Genomic DNA, 23,124 nt, shown 5'->3' with positions numbered 1-23,124 from the left:
GCGCCCGCTACACCGGTGGCAGGTCGGCGATCTGGACGAGTTCGATGCCCTGGCTGCGGGAGATCAACGTGCCTCGGCCCGGCGGCATCTTGCTCGGGCGAACGTCGCCGATCAGCTTTCCCTCGTCCCGGGATCCGCTCATGATCAACGACTGGACCGACAGGTTCTTCATCGCGCCGAGCACCGGATCGTAAAGGGCCCGCGACGCACCGCCGATGCGGCGGGTGACGACCAGGTGCAGGCCGATATCGCGCGCCTGCGGCAAGTACTCCAGCAGCGGGGCGAACGGGTTGACCGAACCGGTGACGACCATGTCGTAGTCGTCGACGACGACATAGATCTCCGGACCCGACCACCAGCTGCGTTCGCGCAGTTGCTGCTGGGTGATGTCGGAACCGGGGATTCGCTTGGACAGGTAGCCCGCGACCTCGGCGATCATCGGCCCACAGGTCTGCGACGAGGTCGAGTAGCCGGCGAGCTGATCGCCCTCGAGCACACCGAGCATGGTGCGCCGATAGTCGATCATGATGATCCGCGCCTGCGACGCGTCGGACTGTTCGGCGATGCTCATCACGATATTGCGCAGCAGCGTGGTCTTGCCGCACTCCACATCGGCGAAGGCCATGAAGTGTGGTTCGAGACCGAAATCCAGGATCAGCGGCTGCAATTCGGATTCGCCGAGACCGACGACGACCTTGGTGCGGTCGAGCGTGACGCCCTGCTGCTTGGCGGTCGCGACGACCTCGTCGCGCGGGAAGCTCAGCGGCAGCATGCGCACCTGCGGGGCACGCCGGCCCGGATACAGCGCCACGAGTTCCTCGCGCGCACTGGTGACACCGTCGGCGACCGTGGCCGGGTCGGAGTCGGAATCCAAGCGGGGCAACGCGATCAGCATGTGCAACTGCTCGCGCGTGAGACCGCGGCCCGGCCTGCCGACCGGAACCTGGTGCGCGGTACGGCGATTCATCTCCGAGTCGCCGGGGTCGCCGAGGCGAAGCTCGAGCCTGGTGCCGACCTGGTCTTTGACCACCGGCCGGATCTCGGCCCAGCGGGATGCACCGATCACCAGGTGGACGCCGTAGGAAAGGCCCTGGGTGGCAATGGCGTTGATGTGCGGTTCGAGCACATCGAATTCCTCGCGGATGGCGCTCCAGCCGTCGATCACCAGGAACACGTCACCGAACTGGTCGGCGGCCAGCAGGTCGCCCGGCGCGGCGGTGGTTCCGTTGATCTGCCTGGCCTCCAGCGCGGAGAACTTGCGGCGACGGAACTCGGCCATCGACTCGATGCCGAGTTCGGCGAACCGTTCCTCGCGCTGGCGCATCAGCGTGGTGAGCTCGGCGATGGTGCGGCGTACCCGGTCACCGTCGAGACGACCGGCGACCGAACCGACGTGCGGAATCCCGACCAGGCCGGCCATGCTGCCACCACCGAAGTCGAGGCAGTAGAACTGCACCTGCTCGGGCGTGTGCGTGGCGGCCGCGGCCAGAATGATCGTGCGCAGCGTGGTGGACTTGCCCGACTGCGGGCCGCCGACCACCGCGACATTGCCTTGCGCGCCCGCGAGATTGATGGTGAGCACGTCACGGCGCTGTTCGTAGGGCTTGTCGATGACGCCGATCGGCATCCACAGCTGGCCGTGCCGGTTCACCGGCGAACGCCAGTCCGGGTCGGGCAGCAGCATGTCGGCGGTCGGCGATTCCTCCAGCGGCGGCAGCCACACCTCGTGGGCTGGCCTGCCGTGTCCGGTGAGCCGCTTGACCACCACGTCGAGCAACGAGTCCGGGATGCCCTCTTCCGAGGCGGGCCCGCTGGGCGGTGGCGGCGGTAGTTCCGGCCTGCCGCGCAGGATCGGGTCGGCCTCCTCCAGGTCCGGCTCGGCCTCGACCACCTCGACCGGCGCCGCGGTGAACACGACCGGCCGTTGCCCGCCCATCGGCGCGCCGTCGTCGTCGATGACCGTGCCGACCGGTGCGACATAGGAACCAGAGACGTAGCTGGCGTTGAACCGAAGCGGTTCGGACGCATCGCTTTTCAGGTAGCCCGCGCCCGGCACGCTCGGCAGGTGGTAAGCATCGGTGATACCGAGGACCGCGCGTGATTCGTTGGCCGAGAAGGTGCGAAGGCCGATCCGGTAGGACAGGTGCGATTCCAGACCGCGCAGCTTGTTCTCCTCGAGGCGCTGCGAGGCCAGCAGTAGATGCACGTGCAGCGAACGGCCGAGGCGGCCGATCATCACGAACAGTTCGGCGAAATCCGGTTTCTGCGAGAGCAATTCGGAGAACTCGTCGACCACCACGAACAGCGCGGGCAGCGGATCGAGCGGAACGCCTGCCGCCCTTGCCTTCTCGTAGTCGGTGACGTTGGCGTAGTTGCCCGCCGAGCGCAGCAGCTCCTGGCGGCGGTTCATCTCACCGGCGAGGGCGTCCTTCATGCGGTCGACCAGTGAGAGCTCGTCCTCGAGGTTGGTGATCACGGCCGCGACATGCGGCAGCGAGTCGAGGCCGAGGAAGGTCGCGCCACCCTTGAAGTCGACGAGCACCAGGTTGAGCGCGTCCGGCGAGTGGGTGGTGACCAGCGAAAGCACCAGGGTGCGAAGGAATTCCGACTTGCCCGACCCGGTGGCACCGATGCACAGACCGTGCGGGCCCATGCCGTTCTCGGCCGACTCCTTGATGTCGATCTCGACCGGCGTGCCGTCCGGGGTGATGCCGATGGGCACCCGCAGCCGTTCGCGCGCGGTCCGCGGTCGCCACACCCTGGCGGGGTCGATCTGGGCGGCGTCGGGAATGCGCAGCAGTGCCATCAGGCCGGGGTCGCTGGTGGTGCCCTCCCCCAGGCTGACGATCTGCGCGGCCGTCGCGAGCCGGTAGCGGGCCAGCGAGCGCGCGAAGGCCGCCGCCTCGGCCGGGCTGACCTCGTCGGCGGTGGCGAACCGTTCCACCCCGGCGGCACTGCGCGCCGACACCACGCCGTCGGCGACGACCAGTTGCAGGCCGCGGCGCGCCGCGAGTCCGTTCTCGGGCGCGGTCAGATCGAGCACGGTCACCGAGTCGAGGCCGGATTCGCTGATGGTGCGTTCGTTGCCGCTGATGTAGCCGTCGTCGATCACGACCACCAGGTGCAGCCTGCCCTGGGTCGGCTGCGGATTGCGCATGAAGCGACCGCGTTCCATCAGCTCGGTCTGCAACGCCGATTCGAGTTCGCCGAGCGAGGTGTACATCATCCGCGCCGAGCCGAGCCCGTCGCGCACCGACGGATGCTGCACGTGCGGAAGCCATTTGGCCCAGGCCCAGTGCGTGTCCGGATCGGCGCAGACGATGGCGACGACGAGATTGTCCGGCCCGTGGAAGGTGGTCAGTTCCATCAGCATGGCCCGCACCAATTCGCGGCCCTCGTCGAGGTCGCCGCCGATATTGATGGCGGGGAAGGCGCGCAGCGAGACCGCGGTCGGCAGTTCGTGCACCACCGAATGGGTGCGCACGAAACGGCGCAGCGCCACCGTCGACACCGGCTCCAGGTCTTCCAGCGGGCCGGTTTCGGGCCTGGCCAGCTTGGTGGCGAGGCGGTGGCTACCGACGCCGACTCGCACATGCCCGAAGTCGGGGTCGTTGGGGCGGCGCTCCCACATCCGCCTGCTGCCGATCAGCGAGGGCAGGTCGGCGGGTTCGGGATGGCTCCAGCCGAGTGTCTCGAGCTGTTTGGTGCCGGTGGTGCGCACGTCCTTGCGCACCTGGTCGAGATACCGGAAGTAGTCCTTGCGTTCCTCGTTGAGCTCCACGGCGCGCTTGGGGCCGCCGCCGCGCATGCCCGCCATCATGCCGACCATCGACATGAGCATCATCATCGGGAACATCATCATCATCGGATTGGCCAGCAGATTGCGGCCCATCGTGACCATCATCGCGATCATGCCGACCACCGCGACCACCATGATGACGGGCATCAGCTTCATCATCAGCGGCGACGGGATGGCGCGCTCGATCTCCGGCGGCGGGGAGAGCGCGACTTCACCGCCCGGTGCGCGCGGCGGCGCGATCCGGGGGCGACGGACGAAACCTTCGGTTGCCATCGATCCCTCTACTACTCGAATTCCTGGTTCAGGTCGGCACTGCGCCGGCGGAACGGAAAGCCGAACGCGGCGCCGATTCCCAAGGCGGCCAACAAGAACAGCGAACCGGCGATCGCGACCTGGCGTGGTCGCGCATCGGGTTCCGGCGCCGCGTACGGCTCGGCGATCGGGTGGCCGACGTCGGCACCCTTGCTCGGCGGCTCGGCGGACAGCGGTGCGGTGAGCGCCGCGAGCGGGTCGATCAGACCGGCGCCGATGGCGTCGTCGCGGCCGCGCCCCGGTGCGTGCGCGGTGCGGGTGATCCGTTCGATCACCTGCTGCGCGGACAGTTCCGGAAAGCGGGACCGGATCAGCGCGGCCAACCCGGCGACATACGGTGCGGCGAAACTGGTTCCGTCGACCGGTTGCACGCCCTCCATCGTCTGCACGCCGTCGACCAGGCCGGTGCCACCGGGCTTGCTGTCCAGCGACACGATATTGCGGCCGATCGCGGCGGCCCCGACCCACGGCCCGCGCAGCGACAGCGCCGACGGCTTGCCGTCGGCGTCGACCGAACCGACCGACAGCACGTACGGGGTGAACCAGGCCGGGGACGGGACCGTGGTCACCGAACTCCAGCCGGACCCCTCGTTCTGGTTCTGGCACGGCCCGCCCTGCTCCACGTTGCCCGCCGCCGCCACAACCACCACATTGCGGTCGTAGGCGTACTTCACGGCGGCACCGAGCGCGCCGTCGGCGGTATTGGAACCAGCTGCGGTGCAAGCCACTTCGGAGATGTTGATCACGGTGGCGCCCATGTCCACCGCGCGGACGACCGCGCCGGCGAGGGTGAGCACGCTGCCGTAGCCGTCGCTGCGCAGCGCACCGTCCTCCTTGACCGAACCCTGCCGGTCCTTGCGGTCGTAGGCGAGGCTGAGCTGACGGATGGCCAGGATCTCCGCGTCCGGGGCGACACCGACGAACGCGTCGTCGGGTGAGGGCCGGGCAGCGATGATGCCCGCCACCAGGGTGCCGTGGCCGTCGCAGTCGACGGTGCCGTCGGAATCGCTCACATAGTCTCCGCCCGCTTGCAGCGCGGGCAGGCGCGGATGCCGATTGACGCCGGTATCGATCACGGCCACCTTCTGCCCCGCCCCCCGGCTGAACTGCCACGCCGAGGGCAGATCGAGGACCTGCTGCGCCATCGGGGGTTCGACCGGCGCGCTGCCGCGCAGCACCGGTTCGGCGCACAGTTCCCGCTGTTCGGTCGGTTCGAGCGGAGCCGGTCTAGTGCTCAGCGCGATGGCGGCGTCGAGCGCACCGGGATCGATCCGCGGCGGGGCGATCGCGCCCGCGGGCGCCGGGAAACCGGCGACCGTGCCGAGCACGGTCGCCGCACAGGTGAGCCGCAGTAGTGCGCGCCCCATGGCCGCGCCGGTCATATGTTGCGGGCGGTCGAGTACACATCCATGACCCACAGGGCGAGCGGGATCATCGTGATGATCAACAGGTACTCGAAGATCTCGATCGCCCGCCGCGTCACCGGGGTCACTTCGACATGGGGGCCGATCACACCGAACCCGACGACACCACCTGCCATCGCCAGCAACAGTGCCACCGCGACGAATTCGAGCGAATCGTGACCGAGCCCGAGACCGGTCAGCAGCGCGAGCAGGGCGAGCGCGCCCGCGGTGATCAGCGTGGCGGCCTGCACCAGATCGGCGTAGGACCGGCCGCGCAGACACAACACGATCGCCGCGACCGCCGCGAGGGCGACACCGCCGGAATGGAACGTGCCGAACGGGTCGGCCGCGCCGATGGCACCGATCAGCGCGGCCAGCGCGCAGGCGACGACGAGACCGGTCTGGATCTGATTCGCGACCCTGGCCCGTTCGCCGAGCCCGGCCGCCGACGGCAGCGCGATCGCGCCGACCGCGCCGACGCCCTCGATGGTCGGGCGCTGTTCGTGATCGGCGGGGTCGATCGCCCCGCCCGCGGTCGGTACCGGCGGAATCGGCAGTCTGGCCGTCACCGCGGCCAGACGTGGCACCGACGACAGCAGGATCACCGCCGCGACGAGTACACCGGCGAACAGCTTGGCCAGCCCCGGATGCCAGATCAGGTAGATCGCACCGGACACCGCGCCGAACACGCTGATCGTGATCGCGGCAGCGAACAATCCGGGCCCGATCCCGGTGACCCGATACCCGACCACCGCGGCGACCAGCAGCACCACGCTGCCGAGCAGCAGATTGCCCGCGCCGAGCTGGCCCGGCACCACCAGCGCACCACCGCCGAACAACAGCAGCAGCGCGTCCAGCGAAAGCCAGTTCGCGGTAATCGAATCCGTGAATTTTCGCGCGGCGATCCCGGCCGCCGCCGACGCGGCGATCCCGGTGCCGAGCAGCGCGAACGCGGGGGCCAGCGGATCGGTGTCGGCGCGCGAGACCACCAGCAGCGCGAGCGCGGCGATGATCGAGACGGTCGCCAGCACCAGGCCGGTCCAGCGGGCCGCCGATCCGGACCAACCGCGGAACTCGCCTGCGGTGAGCCGGGATACGGCGTCGATGACGTCGTCGAACAGCGCGGGCGACTCCTTGCGGGTCACCGGGCTCAGCACCAGCAGTTCACCGTCGTAGACCTCGGCCTCGGTGAGCGTGCGGCTCGGCGCGAGCGGGTCCTGGCCGAGGCGCGCCAGCGTCCAGTGCTGGGCCCGGACCGGAGCGGATTCCTCGTCGCCGTCCGGCAAGCGCGGATCGCGAGATCGGATCAGTGCCACCAGATCACCGATGAAGCCGGCGATCGGAACCGTGGCGGGCAAACCTATGTCTAGCTGCGTATCACCCCCGATCACTGAAACTCGGCATAGTTCGGGCTCATTGCCTAACAACGTCGACACCAGTGATGAACTCTCAGTCGTAGCTGACTACTTCCGTTGCGACCACACGGCAGCGTTACCTAATCTAACGGACATGGCAAACCGGCGCGATCGAAGTCGTCGCCGCCGGATTGAACACCAGCTGTCCATCAGAGGAAGATTTCGGGGTCCGACACCACATGCCAGACATTCGCCAGGCTCAACGCGCCTTCGACGCGGGCGTCCTCTCGCTCGGTCTGTCCATCGACGGTCAGGAGTCCGCGCGTGACGAGGAGTACGCGAAGCTGGCCTTCCAGCGCGCGACGGAATGGGACTCGTCGATGTGTGACGCGTGGCTCGGCCGCGCCGCCGCCGGCGAGCTGACCAAGGAGGTGCTGTTCAATCTGCATCGCACCAGCCTTGATTCGCTCGGCCGCGAGCAGCGCCGGATCGGCCTCGCACCGCGCGCCATGGCGGGCCGCTTCCTGCCCGGGCTCTACATCGACTACCCGCTGAGCGGACTCACCGAGATCTGGCTGGCCTGGGCCTCGCAGCTGATCGCCGACACCGACTACACCCAGGCCGAGCAGGTGCTCGACGAACTGGCCAAGCTGCGGGCAGGCCGCGCCGACGACCCCGACAAGCAGATCGACGATCGGATCAGCTCCTACATCCGCGGCATCCTGCACTACAACACCCAGCGCTGGTCGGACGTGATGACCGTGCTGGCCGGTTCGGAGAGCTGGAAGGACCCGTACCTGGCCACCGGCGCGAACGTGATGGTCGGCACCGCGTGCGCGCAGCTGGGATTGTTCGGTGAGGCGATCCGGCGGATGGAACAGGCTGAGGCGGGCCCGATTCCGTCGGCCAAGTTCACCGCCATGTACAACCGCGGCCTGTGCCTGCGGGAATCGGGCAACGAGGCCGAGGCCCAGAAGCTGTTCGAGCAGGTCTACTCGCAGCTGCCCGATTTCACCGCGAACACGACGGCGATGCGTGACCGCACCTTCCGGATCGTGGTCACCAGCCGCGAGGTCATCGACGCGCGGACCGACAAGTGGGATGCCGACTCGGCGCCGACCCTGGCCACGATGAACGAGGCCGCCGCCGAGGACCGCGCCAAAACGGTGCTCGCCGAAGCACGCGCCCAGCTCGACAAGCAGGTGGGTCTGGCCTCGGTGAAGAACCAGGTGGCCAAGTTGCAGTCCTCGGCGCAGCTGGCCAAGATCCGGGCGGGCAAGGGCCTGTCGAGTCAATCCCGTGGCCAGCACCTGGCTTTCACCGGTCCGCCCGGTACCGGTAAGACGACCATCGCGCGCGTGGTCGCCAAGATCTACTGCGGTGTCGGCTTGTTGAAGACCGACAAGGTGGTCGAGGCCAAGCGGGTCGACTTCGTGAGCCAGAACCTCGGCGGCACGGCGATCAAGTCCGAGAAGCTGATCGACAGCGCGATGGACGGAGTGCTGTTCATCGATGAGGCCTACACCCTGATCCAGACCGGGCTCTCGGGTGGTGACGCGTTCGGCCGCGAGGCGGTGGACACCTTGCTGGCGCGGATGGAGAACGACCGCGATCGGCTCGTGGTGATCATCGCCGGGTACGACGGCGAGATCGACCGGCTGCTCGCCGCCAACGACGGCTTGGCCTCCCGATTCGCCAAGCGATTGCAGTTCCCGTCTTACACCGCCGCCGAGCTCGGGCAGATCGGCGAAATCGTGGCGAACAGCCGTGATTCGCAACTGTCGCCGGAATCGCTGGCAACCCTGATCGAGACCTGCGACTACCTCTACAACCTGGAGAGCACCGATCAGAGCGGAGCGCCGCGTCGCGGGGTGGACCTCGCCGGTAACGGCCGCTTCATCCGCAATGTGATCGAGTCGGCGGAAGAGGAACGCGAGTTCCGGCTCGCCAATACCGACGGACTCGACCTGGCCGAGGTCGACGACGATGTGCTGATGCGCATCGAGGAGCCGGACATGCGTACCGCGCTCGCCGGTATCGTCGCCACCCTCAACATCGGGACGATCCCGAACCTGAGCTGAGCACCGACGAGCGGGGCCGGGTGCGCGCCCGGCCCTCGCTCGTTTCGGCTACTTGCTGGCCGAGGGCAGCGAATCGTAGCTGGTGAGCGCGTCTTTCGCGGACAGCGTCGGGCCGGGCACGAGCTTGCCGATGATCGACCACGGTGCGAGCCTCGGCTTGTCACCGAGGCCGAGCACGGCGGCGGTCGCGGCGTCGGGGACACCGTAGCGAATGCCGTTGTCGGCCACATAGAACAGCGATTCACGTCGCAAACTACCCGGCTCGGCCCCGGTGACCTGGACGTATTCGCCGGTGCTCGGCGGCAGGTACACCGCGTCCATCCGGTCGCCCGAACCGTCGGCGGTCGAGAGGGTCACCGGCTTGGCCGAACCGGACAGTGGCAGTTTCGTGCCGGCGAGCAACGTCACGGTGGCGCGTTCGGCGGGGCCGTCGACCGACTTGCCTTGCGCGGTGGCTTCGCCGGGATCCTTCGCCCAGTTCACGCAGGCCACCGGGGCGTCCTCGGCGGACAGGATCCGCGGCTTGCGTTCGGGGAAGGAGTCGATCGGCAGGGTGTGCAATATCGGCATCCGGTCGAGCACGTCCGGCGCCAGTTCGGCGATCTCGCGCATGCCGCGCGAATCGGCGTTTCGCAACAGGTCGGCGGTGAATTCCGAGACGCGCTGCACACCGTCGGCCAGCACCACGTACATCGTTTCCTTGCCCGCTGCCTCGACGCCGGTTACCGCGATGATGCCGCCGATCGGCACATTCGACAGCTTGCCGGGGCCCGGTTCCCCCGCGCGCTCGATGCTCGGGACGGCCAGCGGCGGGGCCTGGGTGGTCGCGCCGAGTACCGCGCTGCCGATCGGGCGAACCTGCTGGCCGGTCAGGCCGAGAGTGCGGGCGAGCACCGAGTTGCCCGGGTCGACCTCGGCTCTGGTCCCCTGGTAGACGAGGAAGGTCTTGTCGTCGTGGCGCATCAGCATGGCGTCGTCCGCGCCGACGGCCCCGATCCGGTCACCGGTCTCCGGCTTGCCGACGATGGTGGTGGTGAGACCGCCGCCCGCACCCGACGCACTGCCCCCGGCCGAGAGCTGGGTGGTCTCGCACAACGTCCAATTCGAGCTCGACCCCTGCTTGGAACCCGGCATGGCCGCCGGGGCACCGGGAATGCCGAGCAGCGGACCGCGCGGCAGCGAGCCCAGCTTGTCGTCCTTCACCGATTTCGGCGCCTGCGCGTCGCCGGCGATGAGCCGGGCCGAAGCCAGGTTGAGCACCGGATGGAGGGTCTTCTCGCCCTCCCTGGCCTCGACGACCACATACATGGCGCCGCTCTGCTTGCCGGTGACGATCAGCGCGTCACCGATGGCGCCCTGCGGTTTGAGGAAACCGAGGATGGCCGCCCCTGCCACGATGATCAGACCGAGGACCGCGCCGACCATCAGCGACCGGCTCTGCGACTTCATCGGATCGTGCAACATGCGCACGTCACGGCGGACCAGCGCGTGGTCGAGCCTGCGAAGCAGAAAGCGATAACCATTGACCTGGGCTTTGGTTGTCAGCTGTGCCGGCACAGGTACTCCATTGCTGAGTTGATCACCATCTCGTCGGACACGGTACCGTAAATCCGGAACTTGTCCTTCACCATGATTCGACGTACGCCAAGCGGGGACAACGGCTTTGAACAACAGTATGAACGCCGGGCAAACCGGCAGCGCACATGTCTACGACACCCTGCGTGACCCGGAATTCTGGTTGTTCCGGATGTACCCGCTGCGTGCGTGTGTGCCCACCGCGGTACTCGCGGCGATCGTGGCCTGGATCGTGCTGGCTACGACGGATTCGGTCTACGGCGCGATCGGCGGGGCCGCGGTCGTCCTGGTGATCGGACTCGTGCCGATCCGGCGGCGACCACCCGCGGTACGGATCGGGGACTGGCTGGCGCGCCGCCTGCGCGGCCGCGCCGACACCCTCGATCGGGCACCCGCGTTCGACGTGCCGCTGCCAGAGGGCGGCGGCTGCGGGGTGCGCTGGGACGGCGATCTGCTGCTCACCATGCTGCGGATAGATCCGCCGCCGGACACCCTCACGCTGCTGCGCCGTGGCTCGCTGAGTGCCGACCAGTTGCTGCCGCTCACCGAAGTGGCGCGCTGCCTCGAGCAGTTCGACGTGGGGTTGGTGAGCATCGATGTGATCTCCACCGGCGCGCGCACCGCGGGCACCGGCGCGGCCGCGCACCTCTACAACCGGATTCTCGGCCCGCTGCCCGCCATCGCGCACCGCACCTGCTGGCTCGTGCTGCGATTGGACCCGGTGGCCAACGCGACGGCGGTGGACAAGCGCGGTGGTGGTGCCACCGGTGCGCTGCGCACGATGATCATCGCCACCCGCCGGGTCGCGAATCGGCTGGCCACCCATGGCATCGACGCCGCGGTCCTCACCGCGACCGAGATGAACAGCGCGCTGCGCGAACTGTCCTACGGCTTCGACCCGCTGCGGCTGACCGAGTCGGCGCACGGGCTGGAGTCCGAGTTCGGCAGGCATCTGACCCACTACCAGCTCACCGCGCCGATGATCGGCACCAACGGCCTGGCCGAGATCTGGTCGCTGCCGACGCTGTCGACCACGGTCACGCTGCGCCTGCATCCCGGTGCGGGCCGGATCGGCCGCGCGGACGACAAAGCCGGGACCGTGGTGCTCAACGCCGTCGTCCGGTTCGATTCGGCCGAGCCCTACGACAAGGCGCCGCTGCCCGGCCTGCGTGAGCTCCCCGGCAGCCAGCGCCGAATCCTGCTCGACACCTTGCCCATCGGTGCCGCCGACGACCTCGGTGGCCGCGACGGCTACCGAGGCACCCTCACCGCGCTCACCGACATCGCCGTGCCGACGACCGGCTGCGGCCAGCTGATCGGCGCCGACGAACGCGGCCAGGGCATCGCGGTCCCCCTGATCGGCGCGGGCACCCGCCACGTCGATGTGATCGGCAACCTCGACCTGGCCCAGCAGGTGGTCCTGCGGGCCACCGCGCTCGGCGCCCATGCCGTTGTGCACACCTCGCGACCGCAGGCGTGGCAGTCGATGGTCGCCAATCTGGCCACTCCCCAGCTGCTGTCGATCGCGCCACGCGCCGCGGGCGCGACCCCACAGGCACCACCGGGCCCGCCGCCCGTCCCCGCGGCTCCGTACCCGACCACGACCGTGCTGGTGTTCGACGGCATCGCGCCGACCACCCATCTCGGTGGCGCGACCTTCGTCGAAGTCCGTACCGCCGAACGTGATCCGGACGCGCTGCAGCCCGACGTGACGCTCATCCAGGACCCGTCCGCCCCGAACCGGATCACGGTGCGCACCAGTGCGGGCAGCGCGACGGTGTCGATGGTGACCACCCCCGACGAAATGCACTACATCGGCGAATCACTCGCGGCACGCTGAATTCCTGAGCAGCACAACGAGTTCGGGAAAGACCACATCGCAGATCCGGCACCGGCCACCTCACAACCCGACCCGCACGGGGCCGACCTCGAGGAGGCCCACGCCCGCGCAGCGGGCGTAGCGGCCCGGCCGACCGAAAAACGGGGCGGGACAAAGTGCCGAAGGCACGAGTCCCGCCCCGTTTTTCGGTCGACCCATCAGGGGCCGCGCTCGAGCGCGCCAGCGCTCCGATATATCAGAAGTCAGCGAACCCGTCGCCGACTTTGCCGTCGGCCTCGAGCGCGCGGTTCAGCGCGGACTCGACCTGAGCGGCGAGCTTGTCGAGCTTGTCGAGGGTGTCGGTCAGCTCGGTGGTGACGTTCTTGTGCGCGGTGTCGAAGGTCGAGATCGCCTGGTCACCCTGCAAGTTGTTCCGGAAATCCGAAGCGGCGCCTTCGAGTTCGTCGATCTCGCCCTTCATCTTCCCGCCGTAGGTCTGCAGGTCGCTGAACAGCTCGTTCATCGCCGCGGGATCGTAAAGAATGGTCATGAGCTCAGTTCCTGTTCGTTTCTGATTCGCGGTCAGAGATTGGTGTAGCCGCCGCCACCGCCGGTGGAACCACCACCGGACAGGCCTTGGCCGTCCATGTTCACCAGGGTGGACTTACCGGTGCTGACCGCTTCGGTGAGCCGGTCGAACTTCTTGTTCAGCGCGTCGGACTCGTCGTGCCAGGCCTGGGCGACCTTCACGAACTCGTCGGAGGCGTCACCCTTCCAGCCACGGAGGACGGCCTGGGCCGCGTCATCGATCTGGCCGACCGACGTGCGGAGGTTGCCGATGCTGCTTTCGAGCTTGGAGACGACGCCGTCTACGCCGCCGGCTTCTACGCCTACTGGTCCCTGAGGGGGCATATGCCGAACCTTTCCTACTTGATGGTTGAAACGAGAGATGGCTTAATCTGGCCGCCACCCCCCACCGGGAAGCCCCTCGAGGAGCGCACCGATTGCCTGCGTGAGGCGGTGATCGGTGCCCGGCGTTATGGTCGACCACACCTGCCCGTCGGGCGCCGTCATCGGCGCTACAACGATCCGGCCGCGCGCGGTGTCGTACACCGCGACCGCGCCAGGGGCTCGGGTGGTCAGCCCGTCATGGTGGACTACGGCGACGATCTCGGTGTAGCCATGGCAGGTGCCGAAGGCCGCGCCGAGCACGGTCGCCTGGTGCGCGTCGATACCGAGCGCATACATCGCGTCCACGTACTGGGAAGTTGTTTCGGCGGCGTCGAGACGCGCCGCGAGTTCGTCGGCCGCGACACTCACCGCTGCTACCTCGGCGGGCGCGCAGGTCGGCAGCGCGGCGAGCAGCAGGCGGGCGAGTTCACGGGCCGATCCGTCGATGGTGTCGGTGGCGATCTCGAAGTTCTCGCCGGTGCGCACCGCGCTGGCGTGACCGGAACCGCGCCGCGCCAGGCAGATTCGCCGTCGGCCATCGTCGCCGTAGCCGCGGGCGACGAGTTCGGCATCGGGTTGGGCCAGCGTGTACAGCGCGCCGGCCAGGTCGGGCTCGACATCGCCGTAGGTGTCGAAGATGCCGGTGGCGGTGAGTTCGGCGACGGCGGCGTCGCGGGCCGCGCGCCAGGCGTCGAAGGAGTCCTGTTGCGGGCCGACGGCGAGCACCAGCGGCAGGGTCTGCACTCCGAGCCGGTCGGCGACGGCGAGCAGCGCGTCGTTGGTGAGCGTGGTCATGGCCGTCCCTCCGCGGTGGCGGTGCCGCCGGTCTGCGGGGCGGCACGTTCGGCGACGCCGAGTACCGCGGGCGCGGCCTGGATCTCGCCTTCGGCGACCAGCTGGTCGGACTCCTCGTGGGCGAGGCCCGCGCGAGGGAAGCGGGCGGCCGAGTCCTGGCCGCCACCCTGTGCCATCGCACCGGGAACAAGTGGCGCGGACTGCCCGGCGGGGGTGGTGGTGACCGGCGCCGACTGTGTCGTGGCACCCACCGTGGTCGCGGACTGGACGAACGTCGGTGTCCGGTAAGCGGTTTGGACGGGCGCGGGCATCGACGGCAGCGCGCCGAGCCCGATCGCGCCGAGCCCCGGCATCGCCACGGCACTCGGTGCCGGGGTGGCGGCCTGGCCCGACTTTTCGCCGGTCAGTGCGGCTTCGGGGGCGATGGGCGGCGGCGGCGCGTGCAACCACGGCGTCGCCAGCGGTTCGGTGGCGGCTTCGTAGCTGCGCATCACCCGGGAGGCAACGGCTTTGGCCACGTCGGCGTCGGCGTCGGTCTGCGCCGCGATCGCCTTGATCGGCGCGCCGAGGGCGGTGCCGACCTGCTCCAGTGCCTGCTGCATCGCCGTGATGGCGGCGATGTCGGCGGTATTGGGCATGGCGATGGCCGCCACCTCGTAGGCGAGGACCTGGGCCTGCATCCTCGCCGCGTTGGCGGTCGCGGCCGCCGCGGTCTCGAGCAACCACTCACGCAGCGTCGAGATCCGTTCCCACACAAGCTCGCTGCTCCCGGACTTCCAGGATCCACGCAGCGTCTGCAGCACCTGCTCGTAGTCGAGCACGGCCGCGCCGAAGGCCGCGGCGAGCCGCGTCCAGGCGGCGGCCGCGTCGGCCATCGGCATCGGTCCGGCACCGGTGGTGAGGTCGGTGGCGAGCTTGTCCGGCTCGCGCGCCTCCCACACCACTCCGGTGAAGCCGGGCTGCGGTGGTTCGATCATTATCCGTTGAAGCCGCTGGTGTTGTCGTTCTCCATCTGATCGAACTCGCTGACCTGCGCGCGCAGGGTGGCGGCCAGCTTGTTCATCTCGTGCGCGCCCGCCTCGGCGCCGGTCAGGTAGTCGTCGGCGACACCGTTGGCGGTGTTCGCGGCGCGCACCGACACCTCCTCGGTGCCCGCCGGTGCGACGTGCAGCGCCGGGGCGACCGCGGTGAGTTCGGTGGTGAGCCGGTCGGCGATGCCGTCCAGCGCTGCCGCGGCTTTGCTCGCCGCAGCCGAATCGAATTCGAAGGTGTTACTCATTGCTACCCCTGTCGTGGTCGTGCCGCGTCACAGTGAGAGTTCTTTGTCCGGCGGCGCTTCGGTGCCCACCGGTTCGGCGGCGCCGACGACCGGGGTCGCCACCCCCGCGATCGGGCCGACGACTTCGTCGCCGTGGTTTCCGGTGACCAGTTGCGAGTGCACGGCCTCGTTGCCGCCGCCCTCCACCGCGCGCGCCATCGGCATGCCCGCGCCTGCCCCACCCATCGGCATCATGCCCGGCGACGAGCTGCCCGCCGATGCCGTGGTCATGTTCGCGCCGCCGGCACTGCTGCCGCCAACGCCGCCTGCCGCACCGGTGGCGCCGACAGTGGACAGGCCGCTGCTTCGCCCGCCCTGCCACGGGCTGAGCGGCGACGATGCCGCGGCCCCGCCGCCGATCGCGCCGACCCCACCGATCGCGCCTCCGCCACCGCCGCCACCCGCGGCAGCCAGTTCCTCGGCGGATTCCTCGCCTGTCCCGGCGATCTCGGTACCGGTGCTCGCCGCGTCGCCGGCTGTGCTGGTGGACAGCGAACTCACTTGTCCGGCAATCGAACTCAGCGAGGAGACCGCGGTGCTCGCGGTACTGATCAGCGGGGTGATCAAGCTCATCAGCTGGCTCAGCGACTCGCTGCTCGCGTCGACACCGGATGGCGCGTTGGTCACCGGGACCTTCTCGCCCGCCTGCGCCATCTCGCCGCTGCGCGCCACCATCTCGGCCTTGGTCTCGGCCGTGATCGCCAGTCCCTCGGCCATCGCCTCCATGGTCGCCGCGATCAGCACCGCCTGACCACCCGGCGTCAGCACGTAGAGCGGAGCGAGTGCCAGTGTGGCCGAGTAGCGCGCGATCACCGCGGCCAGCTTGGCTCCACCGACGGCGACGTTACCCGCCGCCTGGGCGAGCACCGCCTTCTCCTGCGTGCTCTGGGTGGCGAGCTTGGCACCGTCGGCCTGTGCCGCGGTCGCCTTGGTCGTCGCCTCCGTCGCCCCCGAGCTCTGCCACAGCTGCATCACCGTCTGCAGTGCGGTCGAGCCGAGCGACATCACCGTCTCCAGCACCGAGGTGATATTCGTCAGCGCCTCGGCGGGATTGGTCGACGTGCCGGTGTCCGACGTCGCGCTCGTGCCGCCGAGCGCACCGGTACCGAACGCGGAGGCCAGTTCGGTGAGCGGTTGCATCAGCGCCGTGAGGTCGATCGTCGGCAGCGCGGGCATTTCCGGCAACTGGATGAACTCGGGCAGCTGCGGCAACTGCGGCAACCCCATCGAGCTGAGCGCCTGACTCACCGGCTGGTCGAGCATCGGCGCCAGCGAACTACCACGCAGCAGTTCGAGCACTGTCGGATCGACCGACGCTGCCGCGCCTGCCGAATCTCCCCCTGGATACGTCATTGCTACTGATCGACCGCCGAGATACCCAGCTTGGACGCGCCGTCGGCGCCCTCATAGGTAGCGGCTGCCTGGGTAGCGGTCAGCGCGGTGCCCGCGTGCACCGCGGCCAGCTGGGCCATCGAGGTGAGATGGTTGGCCTGCGCGTACGCGAACGACATCAGGAATTCCTGGCCGATCAGGCCGAACACGGGCACCGCGGCGGCCATCGTGGCGGCCTGGTCGACCGCGCCCGCCTGGGCGACCCCCGCCGCCATCGTGGCCGAGGCACCCGCGTACGCACGTACTGCATCCGGAACTACCGCAACATGATTCATGGCTATCGTCCAATCTCGAAACAGCCCATGGTGTTTCGTTACTTTATCTACCCGTCGGAAACCGGCGCCACCCTAATCGGCGGTGAAGATCAGTTGAACCTCACGTACCGGTTCGGTTATAGGCCGTCACCAGCTCGGCTCGTTCGCCGAAGGCACGGTGCGCGGCAGTCTGCGCGGTCTGTGTCAGCACCCGCTCGAAATCCTCCGGCGACAGCTTCGCGATCGCCCCGGTGAACGCCAGCCCGACCAGGGCACCCGCACCGTCGACGGTCACCGTCACCGCGCCGTCGGGCGAAGTCTCCTGCGCCCGGATGTCATTGGTCGCCTCGGTCAGGTCCTGCAGCCGGTAGAGCTGGCCCTGCACCTTCGCGATCAGCTCGTCCATGGTCTCGACCATCGCCTCGCCCTCCCTGTCCGCTCGCTAGACCGACCGCAGCCAGCTGTCCGGCTCGGTGTCGTATTCCTGCTCCTCGACGATCTCCGACGCCGCGACCTCGGCCTCGGTCGGCAGTCCCGTCGCCGCGAGCAGCGCCGGGTCGAACCCGGCCTCCGCCAGCTGATTACGCCGCGCCAGACCCGCCCGCTTGGCCGACTTCTGGCACAACCGCAGGATCTCGGCGGCCAGCTCAGCCGGGTCGCGGCGCAGCTGTTCGCGATCGACCGTGATCCCCACCGGCAGTCCCTGCTCGGTGGTACGCACCACGATCGCGCCCGTCACCGACGACGCGCTGAACTCGGTCGGAAACTCGTCCACCACTGCCCCTTCCGTCTGGCCCGACATCATTACGCCCGATCGTCCCTGATGGCTCTGACAACTTCGGCGATCTGGGTGTTGATCAGCGACACCACCCGCCTGCGATCGGCGCCGACGGCCACCCGCGGCGTGCCGGGCACCAGCACATAGCGGCCGTCGTCGGTCAGGTCGCGCCAGCCGAGCCGCAACCGCACGATGCCGCGCGGACCGAAGCGCGACCAACCCTGCTCGATGTCGATGAAGCCGTCCCGATCGAGTGGCGCCTGCTGAAAGGTCATCGTCCGCACCGCGGCGTCGTCGTCGTAGTGCTGAACCAGCGAGCGCCCGTACGAGTGATCGAACTGATCGTCGGCCGGCTCGTCGAGGCGGATCTCCTGGCCGCGGCCCGCGTCGGCCTGCGGCAGCTGGTCCGCGACGACGTCACCGAGGCTCAGCGCATCGTGGCGGGTGATGACGAATCCCGCTGCGTGATAAAGGGTCCGGCCGGGCAGCTGGCGCACCAGAAAGCCCACGTCCCCCTTGCGCGCCGCGAGCATCCGCACCGAGAACGCGGGATCGGTGAGTCGCTCGCCGCCGCCGTACCCACGCACGATCACCCGGATATCGGGATGGGTGAGCACCTCGATGATCTCGTCGAGCTCGTGGCCCCAGCGCTGCTTGATCGTCATCCAGTTCTGTTTCAGCGCGAACTCGGCCGCATCGGCGGTGCTCGGCTCACTGCTGTGGATGAACGGGTCCGGCATGTACTCCTCGTCGATGCCTGCCCACAGCGCGTCGAACTCGTCGCCGGTGAATTCCCAGGTGGGCGTCACTGTTCCACCACCGGCCTCGCGACGATCGGCGCGTCACCGAGGGCTTCGTCCAAGTGCGTCGTCGAGTCGAGGTAGTCGGCCCGCTTGTGTTCTTTCTGCTGGCCCTGACCGCCGCCGGCGCCACCCATCGGCGACATCGGCATACCGCCCATCGGCGTGCCCGCCGCCGACGACGCGACGCCAGCGCGGAAGCCCTCCAGACCCGTGGCGGCCGAGGCCCGCGGGAACAGCTTGGACGCGCTGTCCAGGCTCGGCGAGAGCGGCGCGGCGCCCGCACCGGCGCCACCGCCGCCCGCACCCGAGCCACCGCCACCACCGCCACCCTTGCTCGCCGCGCTGAGTGCCTTCTTGGCCTGGTCCTGCAGCGAACCGAGCGCCGCCGAACTCGGAATACCCGCCAGGGCACTCTGTTCCGCGGCCGAGGTCGCCTGCTCCACGGCCGACTGCGCGGCGGAACTGGCCTGTTCGAGACCGGATTGCAGGGCCGAGGTCAGCTGATCGGTCGAGGACGACCCCGTCGAACCGGTCGAACCGGTCGAACCCAACGAGCCGTTGCCCGTGCTGTCGGTGCTGCCGTTGCCCAACTGGCTGCCGGACTTCTGCCCCTGGAGTTCCGCCATCGCCTTGTTGAACGCCGCGGAGGTCTGGCCCGAACCCGAGCCACTTCCCGAACCGGAGCCGCTCCCGCTGCCGTTCCCGGAGCCGTTTCCGTTTCCGTTGCCGTTCCCATTTCCGTTGCCGTTCCCGTCGCCGGTTCCGTTGCCGGAGGTCGGCGAGGTCGGCTCGGGAAGCGTGGGCATGTGGCTCGTGGTGCTGTTGAGTCCGGGAACGTAGGTGTTCCACATGACTTGGCGGCCGTTCTTGGCACAGGCCTCCTTGTCGGCCTGTGCCTGTGTGCCGTTGGGATCGGAGTAGCACCGGGGCAACATGAGCGCGGTACCCAGCCCGGTGGAAGTGGCGTTGATCCAGCCGACGGCGTACTCGAGCGCGGTGGCCACCTGTTTGGTCTGGTCGACCAGCAGGCCATTGCCCTCGTGATAGGCCGACATCGCCGACATCGCGCGCGTCGCGCCACCCGGGCTGGTCCAGCTCTTCTTGCTCGCTTCGACTTTGGCGTTCAGGTCGTCGAAACCAGTTTTCAGCCAGCCCGCCAGGTCGCCCCAATACAACGCGGTGTGGGCCAGGCTGCTGGGAACCGTCGACAACGACGTCATGATCGCCTGGAGGTCTTTGTAGTCGTAGCCGCCGGGGTTCTCCGCCTTCATTCCGGCCGCATCGAAGGTCTTGCCGTCGGCCAGCGATTTCGGCAGGTTGACCGCGGTCGCCACGGCCGGATATTGGATGACGGTGGGCGGCAACGGCGTCTTGCTCATGCCGGCGCTGCGGCCCTGCTCGATCTTGGTGCGCAGCGCGTCCAGATCCACCTTGTTGCCGTCCTCGGCGCCCTTGTAATGCCGGGCCGCGTCGAGAAAGGTGTTGGCGATATTGTCGAGCACCGTCTCGTGCTTGCCGATGACGGTCTTCAGCTGACCGGCCTTGTCTTCGAACTGCTTCGACAGCTGCTTGCCGGACTCCAGCGAGGAGAACTCGGGCAGGTTCGCGACATTCTCCACATTGGTCTTGACCGAGTTGACCCAGTAGCGCGCGTTATTGGCGGCTTCGACCAGGTTCGGCAGCGCCGACGGCTCGAGCATCAGTGATCCGTCCGAGGCTGCCGAACGCAGCCCCGCCCACTGATCTTGCGCCGATGGTCCCGTCATGAAGTCGACCCTCCCTGTCCGTACCGGTGTCGCCCCACGCCCCGCCTGGCACCGCTACCACGACACCGCCGATTCGCACGGCTTGCTAACGATTCTACGGCCTGACGCATGAATTCCGCATGTACAGCAATGATCTCGCTGGTAGCGAAGGCTCGACGATCTCCGATCACCAGCCCGCGTCGGTCGCGGGCCGCGACGGGTCACGGGATCCATCCTCTTCGTCGGTCGAGAGTCGTTCCCGCTCAGGCGAATTAGGTGGTTCCAGCGACGCTTCCACCGGCTGCGGAATGGCGAAACCGTCCATGTCGTCGACCAATTCGGTGATCTTCGGCAGGCGGGCGCGTTCGTTCTGGATCGGCGCCATCAGCGCCTGCGTCTTGGCGGCCACCTCGATCGAGGCCTGCTGCGCGGCCTCGGTGACGGCCTTGGCGATCTCGGTGTAGGTGAGGTCGTCGATGTCGGGGGTGAACTTCGTCTCGATGACCTTGTAGTCGGCGTTGACCGTCACCGTCACCCGTTTGCGCACCGTGGCGCTGGCGATGATCTTGGCGCGATCCTGCTGCACCTGCGCGATCGCCCGCATCTGGGTCTGGACAGTCTCGAGGATGTCCGCCATCTGTGCCTTGGCGTGCTCGTTGGCCATTCCCGATTCCCTCCGACCCGCGAGCTGTCGCACCCAGCCCGTCGGTTAGCGAGCACACCACAACCGGCACACCCTCGCAACTCCCACGGCACCGCTCGTCAGGTCGCCAGGCCCACGGTGTGGGTGCCGAGCAAACCGGCGAGATTCAGCTGGAACCAGGCGGAATCGACGTTGTAGACGTCCGAGGGAAAGACGCGGGTGAAGGCCTCCCTCGCCACGGCCGCGCGCTCGGCTGCTTCGACCAGGCCGGGGACGGCATCCTTCTGCGCCTGACCCGCTTTCGCGCCGAGCAAGCCGGTCAGCACATCGATCACGGTTCTGGTGTCCCACATGCCGGGGACGGCGGGAGTCAGCGCGTCGGCACCGGCCGAGGCGCCGCGGTACCAGCGACCGCCCTCCCACCAGTAGCAGAAGGTGAGCAGACCGTTCTCGGCCCGGCGGTTGAGCACCGGCTCGGCGACCCAGTCGGGGGCACCGAGGTAGAACTCCGGCATCGGGAGTTCCTTGTTGTAGACGGCGTCGAGTTCGGGTGCGTCCCAGACCCCGCCGGAGAGCACCGCACGATCACCCGGGAGCAGGCACAGGGTGGAACCGCTGTGTTTCGAGCCCTCGAAAACGTGGAAGGCCGGTGTCACGCGCGGGCCCCACTTGGACCCGACCGCGACGAACGCGGCGGCGATCAGCGCCCACCGACGGGCCAGCAGATCGAGCGGCGGGAATTCCACGTCCGGCGCCGAACCGATGGCGTTGCGGCCCGCCGCGGTATCGGCGCGCGCCTGCTCGGCCGCGGCCAGCGGACCGCGGATCTGCCGATTGCCGTGACCGATGTAGGCGGCCAGCCAGATCGGCAGCCGATCGCGCGGATAGATCTCGATGTCGGTGCGGTACACCGTCGGCGGGAAGAGCTGGTCGTCCGGGAACGGGTCGTCGCCGTAGTCGAATTCGACGTTCATCCGGCCCGCGTTGCTCAGGGTGAGCAGGTAGCGCCACCACGGCCCGTCGCCCATCGAGGCGGAGAGGTGCCGGTGCTCACGCAGCAGATCCAGCAGTTCCGGGCTCGGGAAGACCCGGGCGAACCGCTCCTGCTCGTCGTGGAACACGACCATCGACACCTCGGCCGCCGCCGTCATCGCGAAGGAGGCCTCGACCTTGGTCCAGCCCGGCGGACCAAGTGCCGCCAGCGTTTTCGCGATGCGATGGCTCAGCGCGGCGGCCCGGTCGGTGATTCCGTCGTCGGCCACCACCGTGGTGAGGGTGAATCCGAGATCGGGATCCCCGGCCAGCTCGTCAGCCACTGCGCACTCCTTATACCTAGTCCTGGTTCTCGCCGTACCGCGCGGTCACGGCGCCGGTCTCGTCCCATTCGGTCCGGGTGAGCAGCGCGCCGTCGGGGGCGAAAACGGTTTCTTCCTTGCGAATTCCGGTGGGGAACCACGCACACCAGCGGCCAACCGCGTGCCGATCGGCGTATTCGCGGGTGTAGCGCGGGGTTCCGTCGAGGAACCAGCCGCGCGCCGGTCCGTCGGGGTAGCCGTCGGTGTAGCCGGCGAGTTCGGTGATCGGGCTGCTCGGCGCCGGGCGACGGAACTCCTGGCCGGTGAACGGCTCGGCGCCGTAGTACATGCGGCCTTCGCCCTCGTCCCAGCGCAATGCGGGATCGTCGGCAGGCACCGCGTCGGCCGAGAGGCCTTTGCGGGTGCGCTCGTCCTCGAATTCGAGCATCTCACCCGCCTGGTCCCAGACCGAGTGGGTGAGCAGGACGCCCTCGATGTCGTAGACGTCCTCGAGGCGGCGGGAGCCGTCGGGGTACCAGTCCTGCCAGGTGCCGACCGGCCGGTTGCGGTAGAACTCGCCGTTGTAGCGCATGGTGCCGTCGGGGTACCAGCCCGACCAGTCGCCGTCGCGGTCGCCGTCGTCGTAGCTCCAGTACTCGCGCCACGAGCCGTCGGCGCGGGTCTGGATCACCGCGCCGCTGTATGCCTCACCCCGGTACGACAACCTGCCGGTCGCCGGGTCGATCGCCACATCCGGATCGCTCAGTTCGATCGGATCGTCACTCACCTGCGAAACCTCTCCGATC

General features: G+C 68.7%; 20 protein-coding genes. 2 read left to right on the top strand and 18 right to left on the bottom strand.

What is annotated here, in order from left to right; genetic code table 11:
• Positions 1-7 precede the first annotated feature (7 nt).
• Genes eccCa through eccD form a run of 3 tightly spaced genes read right to left on the bottom strand, consistent with a single transcriptional unit; the run spans position 8 to position 6,950 of the window.
• The gene (gene eccCa / locus ACWZHB_RS32705; protein ID WP_427905555.1) at positions 8-4,072 is read right to left on the bottom strand and encodes a type VII secretion protein EccCa; all 4,065 of its coding nucleotides are present in this window, start codon (positions 4,070-4,072) and stop codon (positions 8-10) included.
• Positions 4,073-4,083: 11 nt separating this feature from the next.
• A complete protein-coding gene (gene mycP, locus ACWZHB_RS32700; protein WP_427905554.1) occupies positions 4,084-5,478 on the bottom strand; it encodes a type VII secretion-associated serine protease mycosin in 1,395 nt (464 codons plus the stop codon).
• Positions 5,479-5,489: 11 nt separating this feature from the next.
• A complete protein-coding gene (eccD, locus tag ACWZHB_RS32695) occupies positions 5,490-6,950 on the bottom strand; it encodes a type VII secretion integral membrane protein EccD (RefSeq protein WP_427905553.1) in 1,461 nt (486 codons plus the stop codon).
• 158 nt (positions 6,951-7,108) lie between these two features.
• On the opposite strand from eccD, the gene eccA reads away from it, so the two are divergent.
• Positions 7,109-8,950, top strand: coding sequence for a type VII secretion AAA-ATPase EccA (eccA, locus tag ACWZHB_RS32690; RefSeq protein ID WP_427905552.1), 1,842 nt, complete (start codon positions 7,109-7,111; stop codon positions 8,948-8,950).
• 48 nt (positions 8,951-8,998) lie between these two features.
• Here eccA and eccB read toward each other — a convergent pair whose 3' ends face one another.
• Complete coding sequence (eccB, locus tag ACWZHB_RS32685) at positions 8,999-10,507, bottom strand: type VII secretion protein EccB (RefSeq protein WP_427905551.1); 1,509 nt, start codon at positions 10,505-10,507, stop codon at positions 8,999-9,001.
• 118 nt (positions 10,508-10,625) lie between these two features.
• On the opposite strand from eccB, the gene eccE reads away from it, so the two are divergent.
• The gene (gene eccE / locus ACWZHB_RS32680; protein ID WP_427905550.1) at positions 10,626-12,365 is read left to right on the top strand and encodes a type VII secretion protein EccE; all 1,740 of its coding nucleotides are present in this window, start codon (positions 10,626-10,628) and stop codon (positions 12,363-12,365) included.
• 235 nt (positions 12,366-12,600) lie between these two features.
• Here the strand turns inward: eccE and ACWZHB_RS32675 are convergent, their stop codons facing one another.
• From ACWZHB_RS32675 to ACWZHB_RS32610, 14 genes are all read right to left on the bottom strand, one after another.
• Positions 12,601-12,894, bottom strand: coding sequence for a WXG100 family type VII secretion target (locus ACWZHB_RS32675; RefSeq protein ID WP_378632332.1), 294 nt, complete (start codon positions 12,892-12,894; stop codon positions 12,601-12,603).
• A 32-nt stretch (positions 12,895-12,926) separates the two neighbouring features.
• On the bottom strand, positions 12,927-13,256 hold the full coding sequence (locus ACWZHB_RS32670) for a WXG100 family type VII secretion target (protein ID WP_427905549.1): 330 nt from the start codon (positions 13,254-13,256) through the stop codon (positions 12,927-12,929).
• A gap of 42 nt (positions 13,257-13,298) precedes the next feature.
• Positions 13,299-14,090 (bottom strand): ESX secretion-associated protein EspG, encoded by a 792-nt coding sequence (locus ACWZHB_RS32665; RefSeq protein WP_427905548.1) that lies wholly within the window; start codon positions 14,088-14,090, stop codon positions 13,299-13,301.
• The gene (locus ACWZHB_RS32660; protein WP_427905547.1) at positions 14,087-15,067 is read right to left on the bottom strand and encodes a PPE domain-containing protein; all 981 of its coding nucleotides are present in this window, start codon (positions 15,065-15,067) and stop codon (positions 14,087-14,089) included. The genes ACWZHB_RS32665 and ACWZHB_RS32660 overlap by 4 nt, the downstream gene beginning before the upstream one ends.
• A complete protein-coding gene (locus ACWZHB_RS32655) occupies positions 15,067-15,369 on the bottom strand; it encodes a PE family protein (protein WP_427905546.1) in 303 nt (100 codons plus the stop codon). Before ACWZHB_RS32655 ends, ACWZHB_RS32660 begins: the two co-directional genes overlap by 1 nt.
• Positions 15,370-15,396: 27 nt before the next feature.
• A complete protein-coding gene (locus ACWZHB_RS32650) occupies positions 15,397-16,761 on the bottom strand; it encodes a hypothetical protein (protein ID WP_427905545.1) in 1,365 nt (454 codons plus the stop codon).
• A gap of 2 nt (positions 16,762-16,763) precedes the next feature.
• Positions 16,764-17,075 carry a type VII secretion target gene (locus tag ACWZHB_RS32645; RefSeq protein ID WP_427905544.1) on the bottom strand — a complete coding sequence of 104 codons (312 nt, stop codon included), beginning with the start codon at positions 17,073-17,075 and terminating at the stop codon, positions 16,764-16,766.
• 100 nt (positions 17,076-17,175) lie between these two features.
• Positions 17,176-17,472, bottom strand: coding sequence for a YbaB/EbfC family nucleoid-associated protein (locus ACWZHB_RS32640; protein WP_427905543.1), 297 nt, complete (start codon positions 17,470-17,472; stop codon positions 17,176-17,178).
• 24 nt (positions 17,473-17,496) lie between these two features.
• Entirely contained in the window at positions 17,497-17,829 is a 333-nt protein-coding gene (locus tag ACWZHB_RS32635; RefSeq protein WP_427905542.1) for a hypothetical protein, read from the bottom strand.
• 29 nt (positions 17,830-17,858) lie between these two features.
• The gene (locus tag ACWZHB_RS32630; RefSeq protein ID WP_427905541.1) at positions 17,859-18,641 is read right to left on the bottom strand and encodes an ESX secretion-associated protein EspG; all 783 of its coding nucleotides are present in this window, start codon (positions 18,639-18,641) and stop codon (positions 17,859-17,861) included.
• On the bottom strand, positions 18,638-20,401 hold the full coding sequence (locus ACWZHB_RS32625) for a hypothetical protein (RefSeq protein ID WP_427905540.1): 1,764 nt from the start codon (positions 20,399-20,401) through the stop codon (positions 18,638-18,640). The genes ACWZHB_RS32630 and ACWZHB_RS32625 overlap by 4 nt, the downstream gene beginning before the upstream one ends.
• A 166-nt stretch (positions 20,402-20,567) precedes the next feature.
• Positions 20,568-21,044, bottom strand: coding sequence for a YbaB/EbfC family nucleoid-associated protein (locus ACWZHB_RS32620; protein WP_427905539.1), 477 nt, complete (start codon positions 21,042-21,044; stop codon positions 20,568-20,570).
• Positions 21,045-21,142: 98 nt separating this feature from the next.
• Entirely contained in the window at positions 21,143-22,339 is a 1,197-nt protein-coding gene (locus ACWZHB_RS32615) for a hypothetical protein (protein ID WP_427905538.1), read from the bottom strand.
• Positions 22,340-22,355: 16 nt separating this feature from the next.
• A complete protein-coding gene (locus tag ACWZHB_RS32610) occupies positions 22,356-23,105 on the bottom strand; it encodes a toxin-antitoxin system YwqK family antitoxin (RefSeq protein WP_427905537.1) in 750 nt (249 codons plus the stop codon).
• Between the last annotated feature and the right edge of the window lie 19 nt (positions 23,106-23,124).

Source organism: Nocardia sp. FBN12 (assembly GCF_054031145.1).
This window is presented reverse-complemented; position numbering and strand designations above follow the sequence as displayed.

What these genes read in the sequence shown, in the direction of transcription:
- eccCa (WP_427905555.1), bottom strand. Translation starts at nt 4,072, where the DNA reads ATGGCAACCGAAGGTTTCGTCCGTCGCCCCCGGATCGCGCCGCCGCGC.
- mycP (WP_427905554.1), bottom strand. Translation starts at nt 5,478, where the DNA reads ATGGGGCGCGCACTACTGCGGCTCACCTGTGCGGCGACCGTGCTCGGC.
- eccA (WP_427905552.1), top strand. Translation starts at nt 7,109, where the DNA reads ATGCCAGACATTCGCCAGGCTCAACGCGCCTTCGACGCGGGCGTCCTC.
- eccE (WP_427905550.1), top strand. Translation starts at nt 10,626, where the DNA reads ATGAACGCCGGGCAAACCGGCAGCGCACATGTCTACGACACCCTGCGT.
- ACWZHB_RS32675 (WP_378632332.1), bottom strand. Translation starts at nt 12,894, where the DNA reads ATGACCATTCTTTACGATCCCGCGGCGATGAACGAGCTGTTCAGCGAC.
- ACWZHB_RS32670 (WP_427905549.1), bottom strand. Translation starts at nt 13,256, where the DNA reads ATGCCCCCTCAGGGACCAGTAGGCGTAGAAGCCGGCGGCGTAGACGGC.
- ACWZHB_RS32665 (WP_427905548.1), bottom strand. Translation starts at nt 14,090, where the DNA reads ATGACCACGCTCACCAACGACGCGCTGCTCGCCGTCGCCGACCGGCTC.
- ACWZHB_RS32660 (WP_427905547.1), bottom strand. Translation starts at nt 15,067, where the DNA reads ATGATCGAACCACCGCAGCCCGGCTTCACCGGAGTGGTGTGGGAGGCG.
- ACWZHB_RS32655 (WP_427905546.1), bottom strand. Translation starts at nt 15,369, where the DNA reads ATGAGTAACACCTTCGAATTCGATTCGGCTGCGGCGAGCAAAGCCGCG.
- ACWZHB_RS32650 (WP_427905545.1), bottom strand. Translation starts at nt 16,761, where the DNA reads ATGACGTATCCAGGGGGAGATTCGGCAGGCGCGGCAGCGTCGGTCGAT.
- ACWZHB_RS32645 (WP_427905544.1), bottom strand. Translation starts at nt 17,075, where the DNA reads ATGAATCATGTTGCGGTAGTTCCGGATGCAGTACGTGCGTACGCGGGT.
- ACWZHB_RS32640 (WP_427905543.1), bottom strand. Translation starts at nt 17,472, where the DNA reads ATGGTCGAGACCATGGACGAGCTGATCGCGAAGGTGCAGGGCCAGCTC.
- ACWZHB_RS32625 (WP_427905540.1), bottom strand. Translation starts at nt 20,401, where the DNA reads ATGACGGGACCATCGGCGCAAGATCAGTGGGCGGGGCTGCGTTCGGCA.
- ACWZHB_RS32620 (WP_427905539.1), bottom strand. Translation starts at nt 21,044, where the DNA reads ATGGCCAACGAGCACGCCAAGGCACAGATGGCGGACATCCTCGAGACT.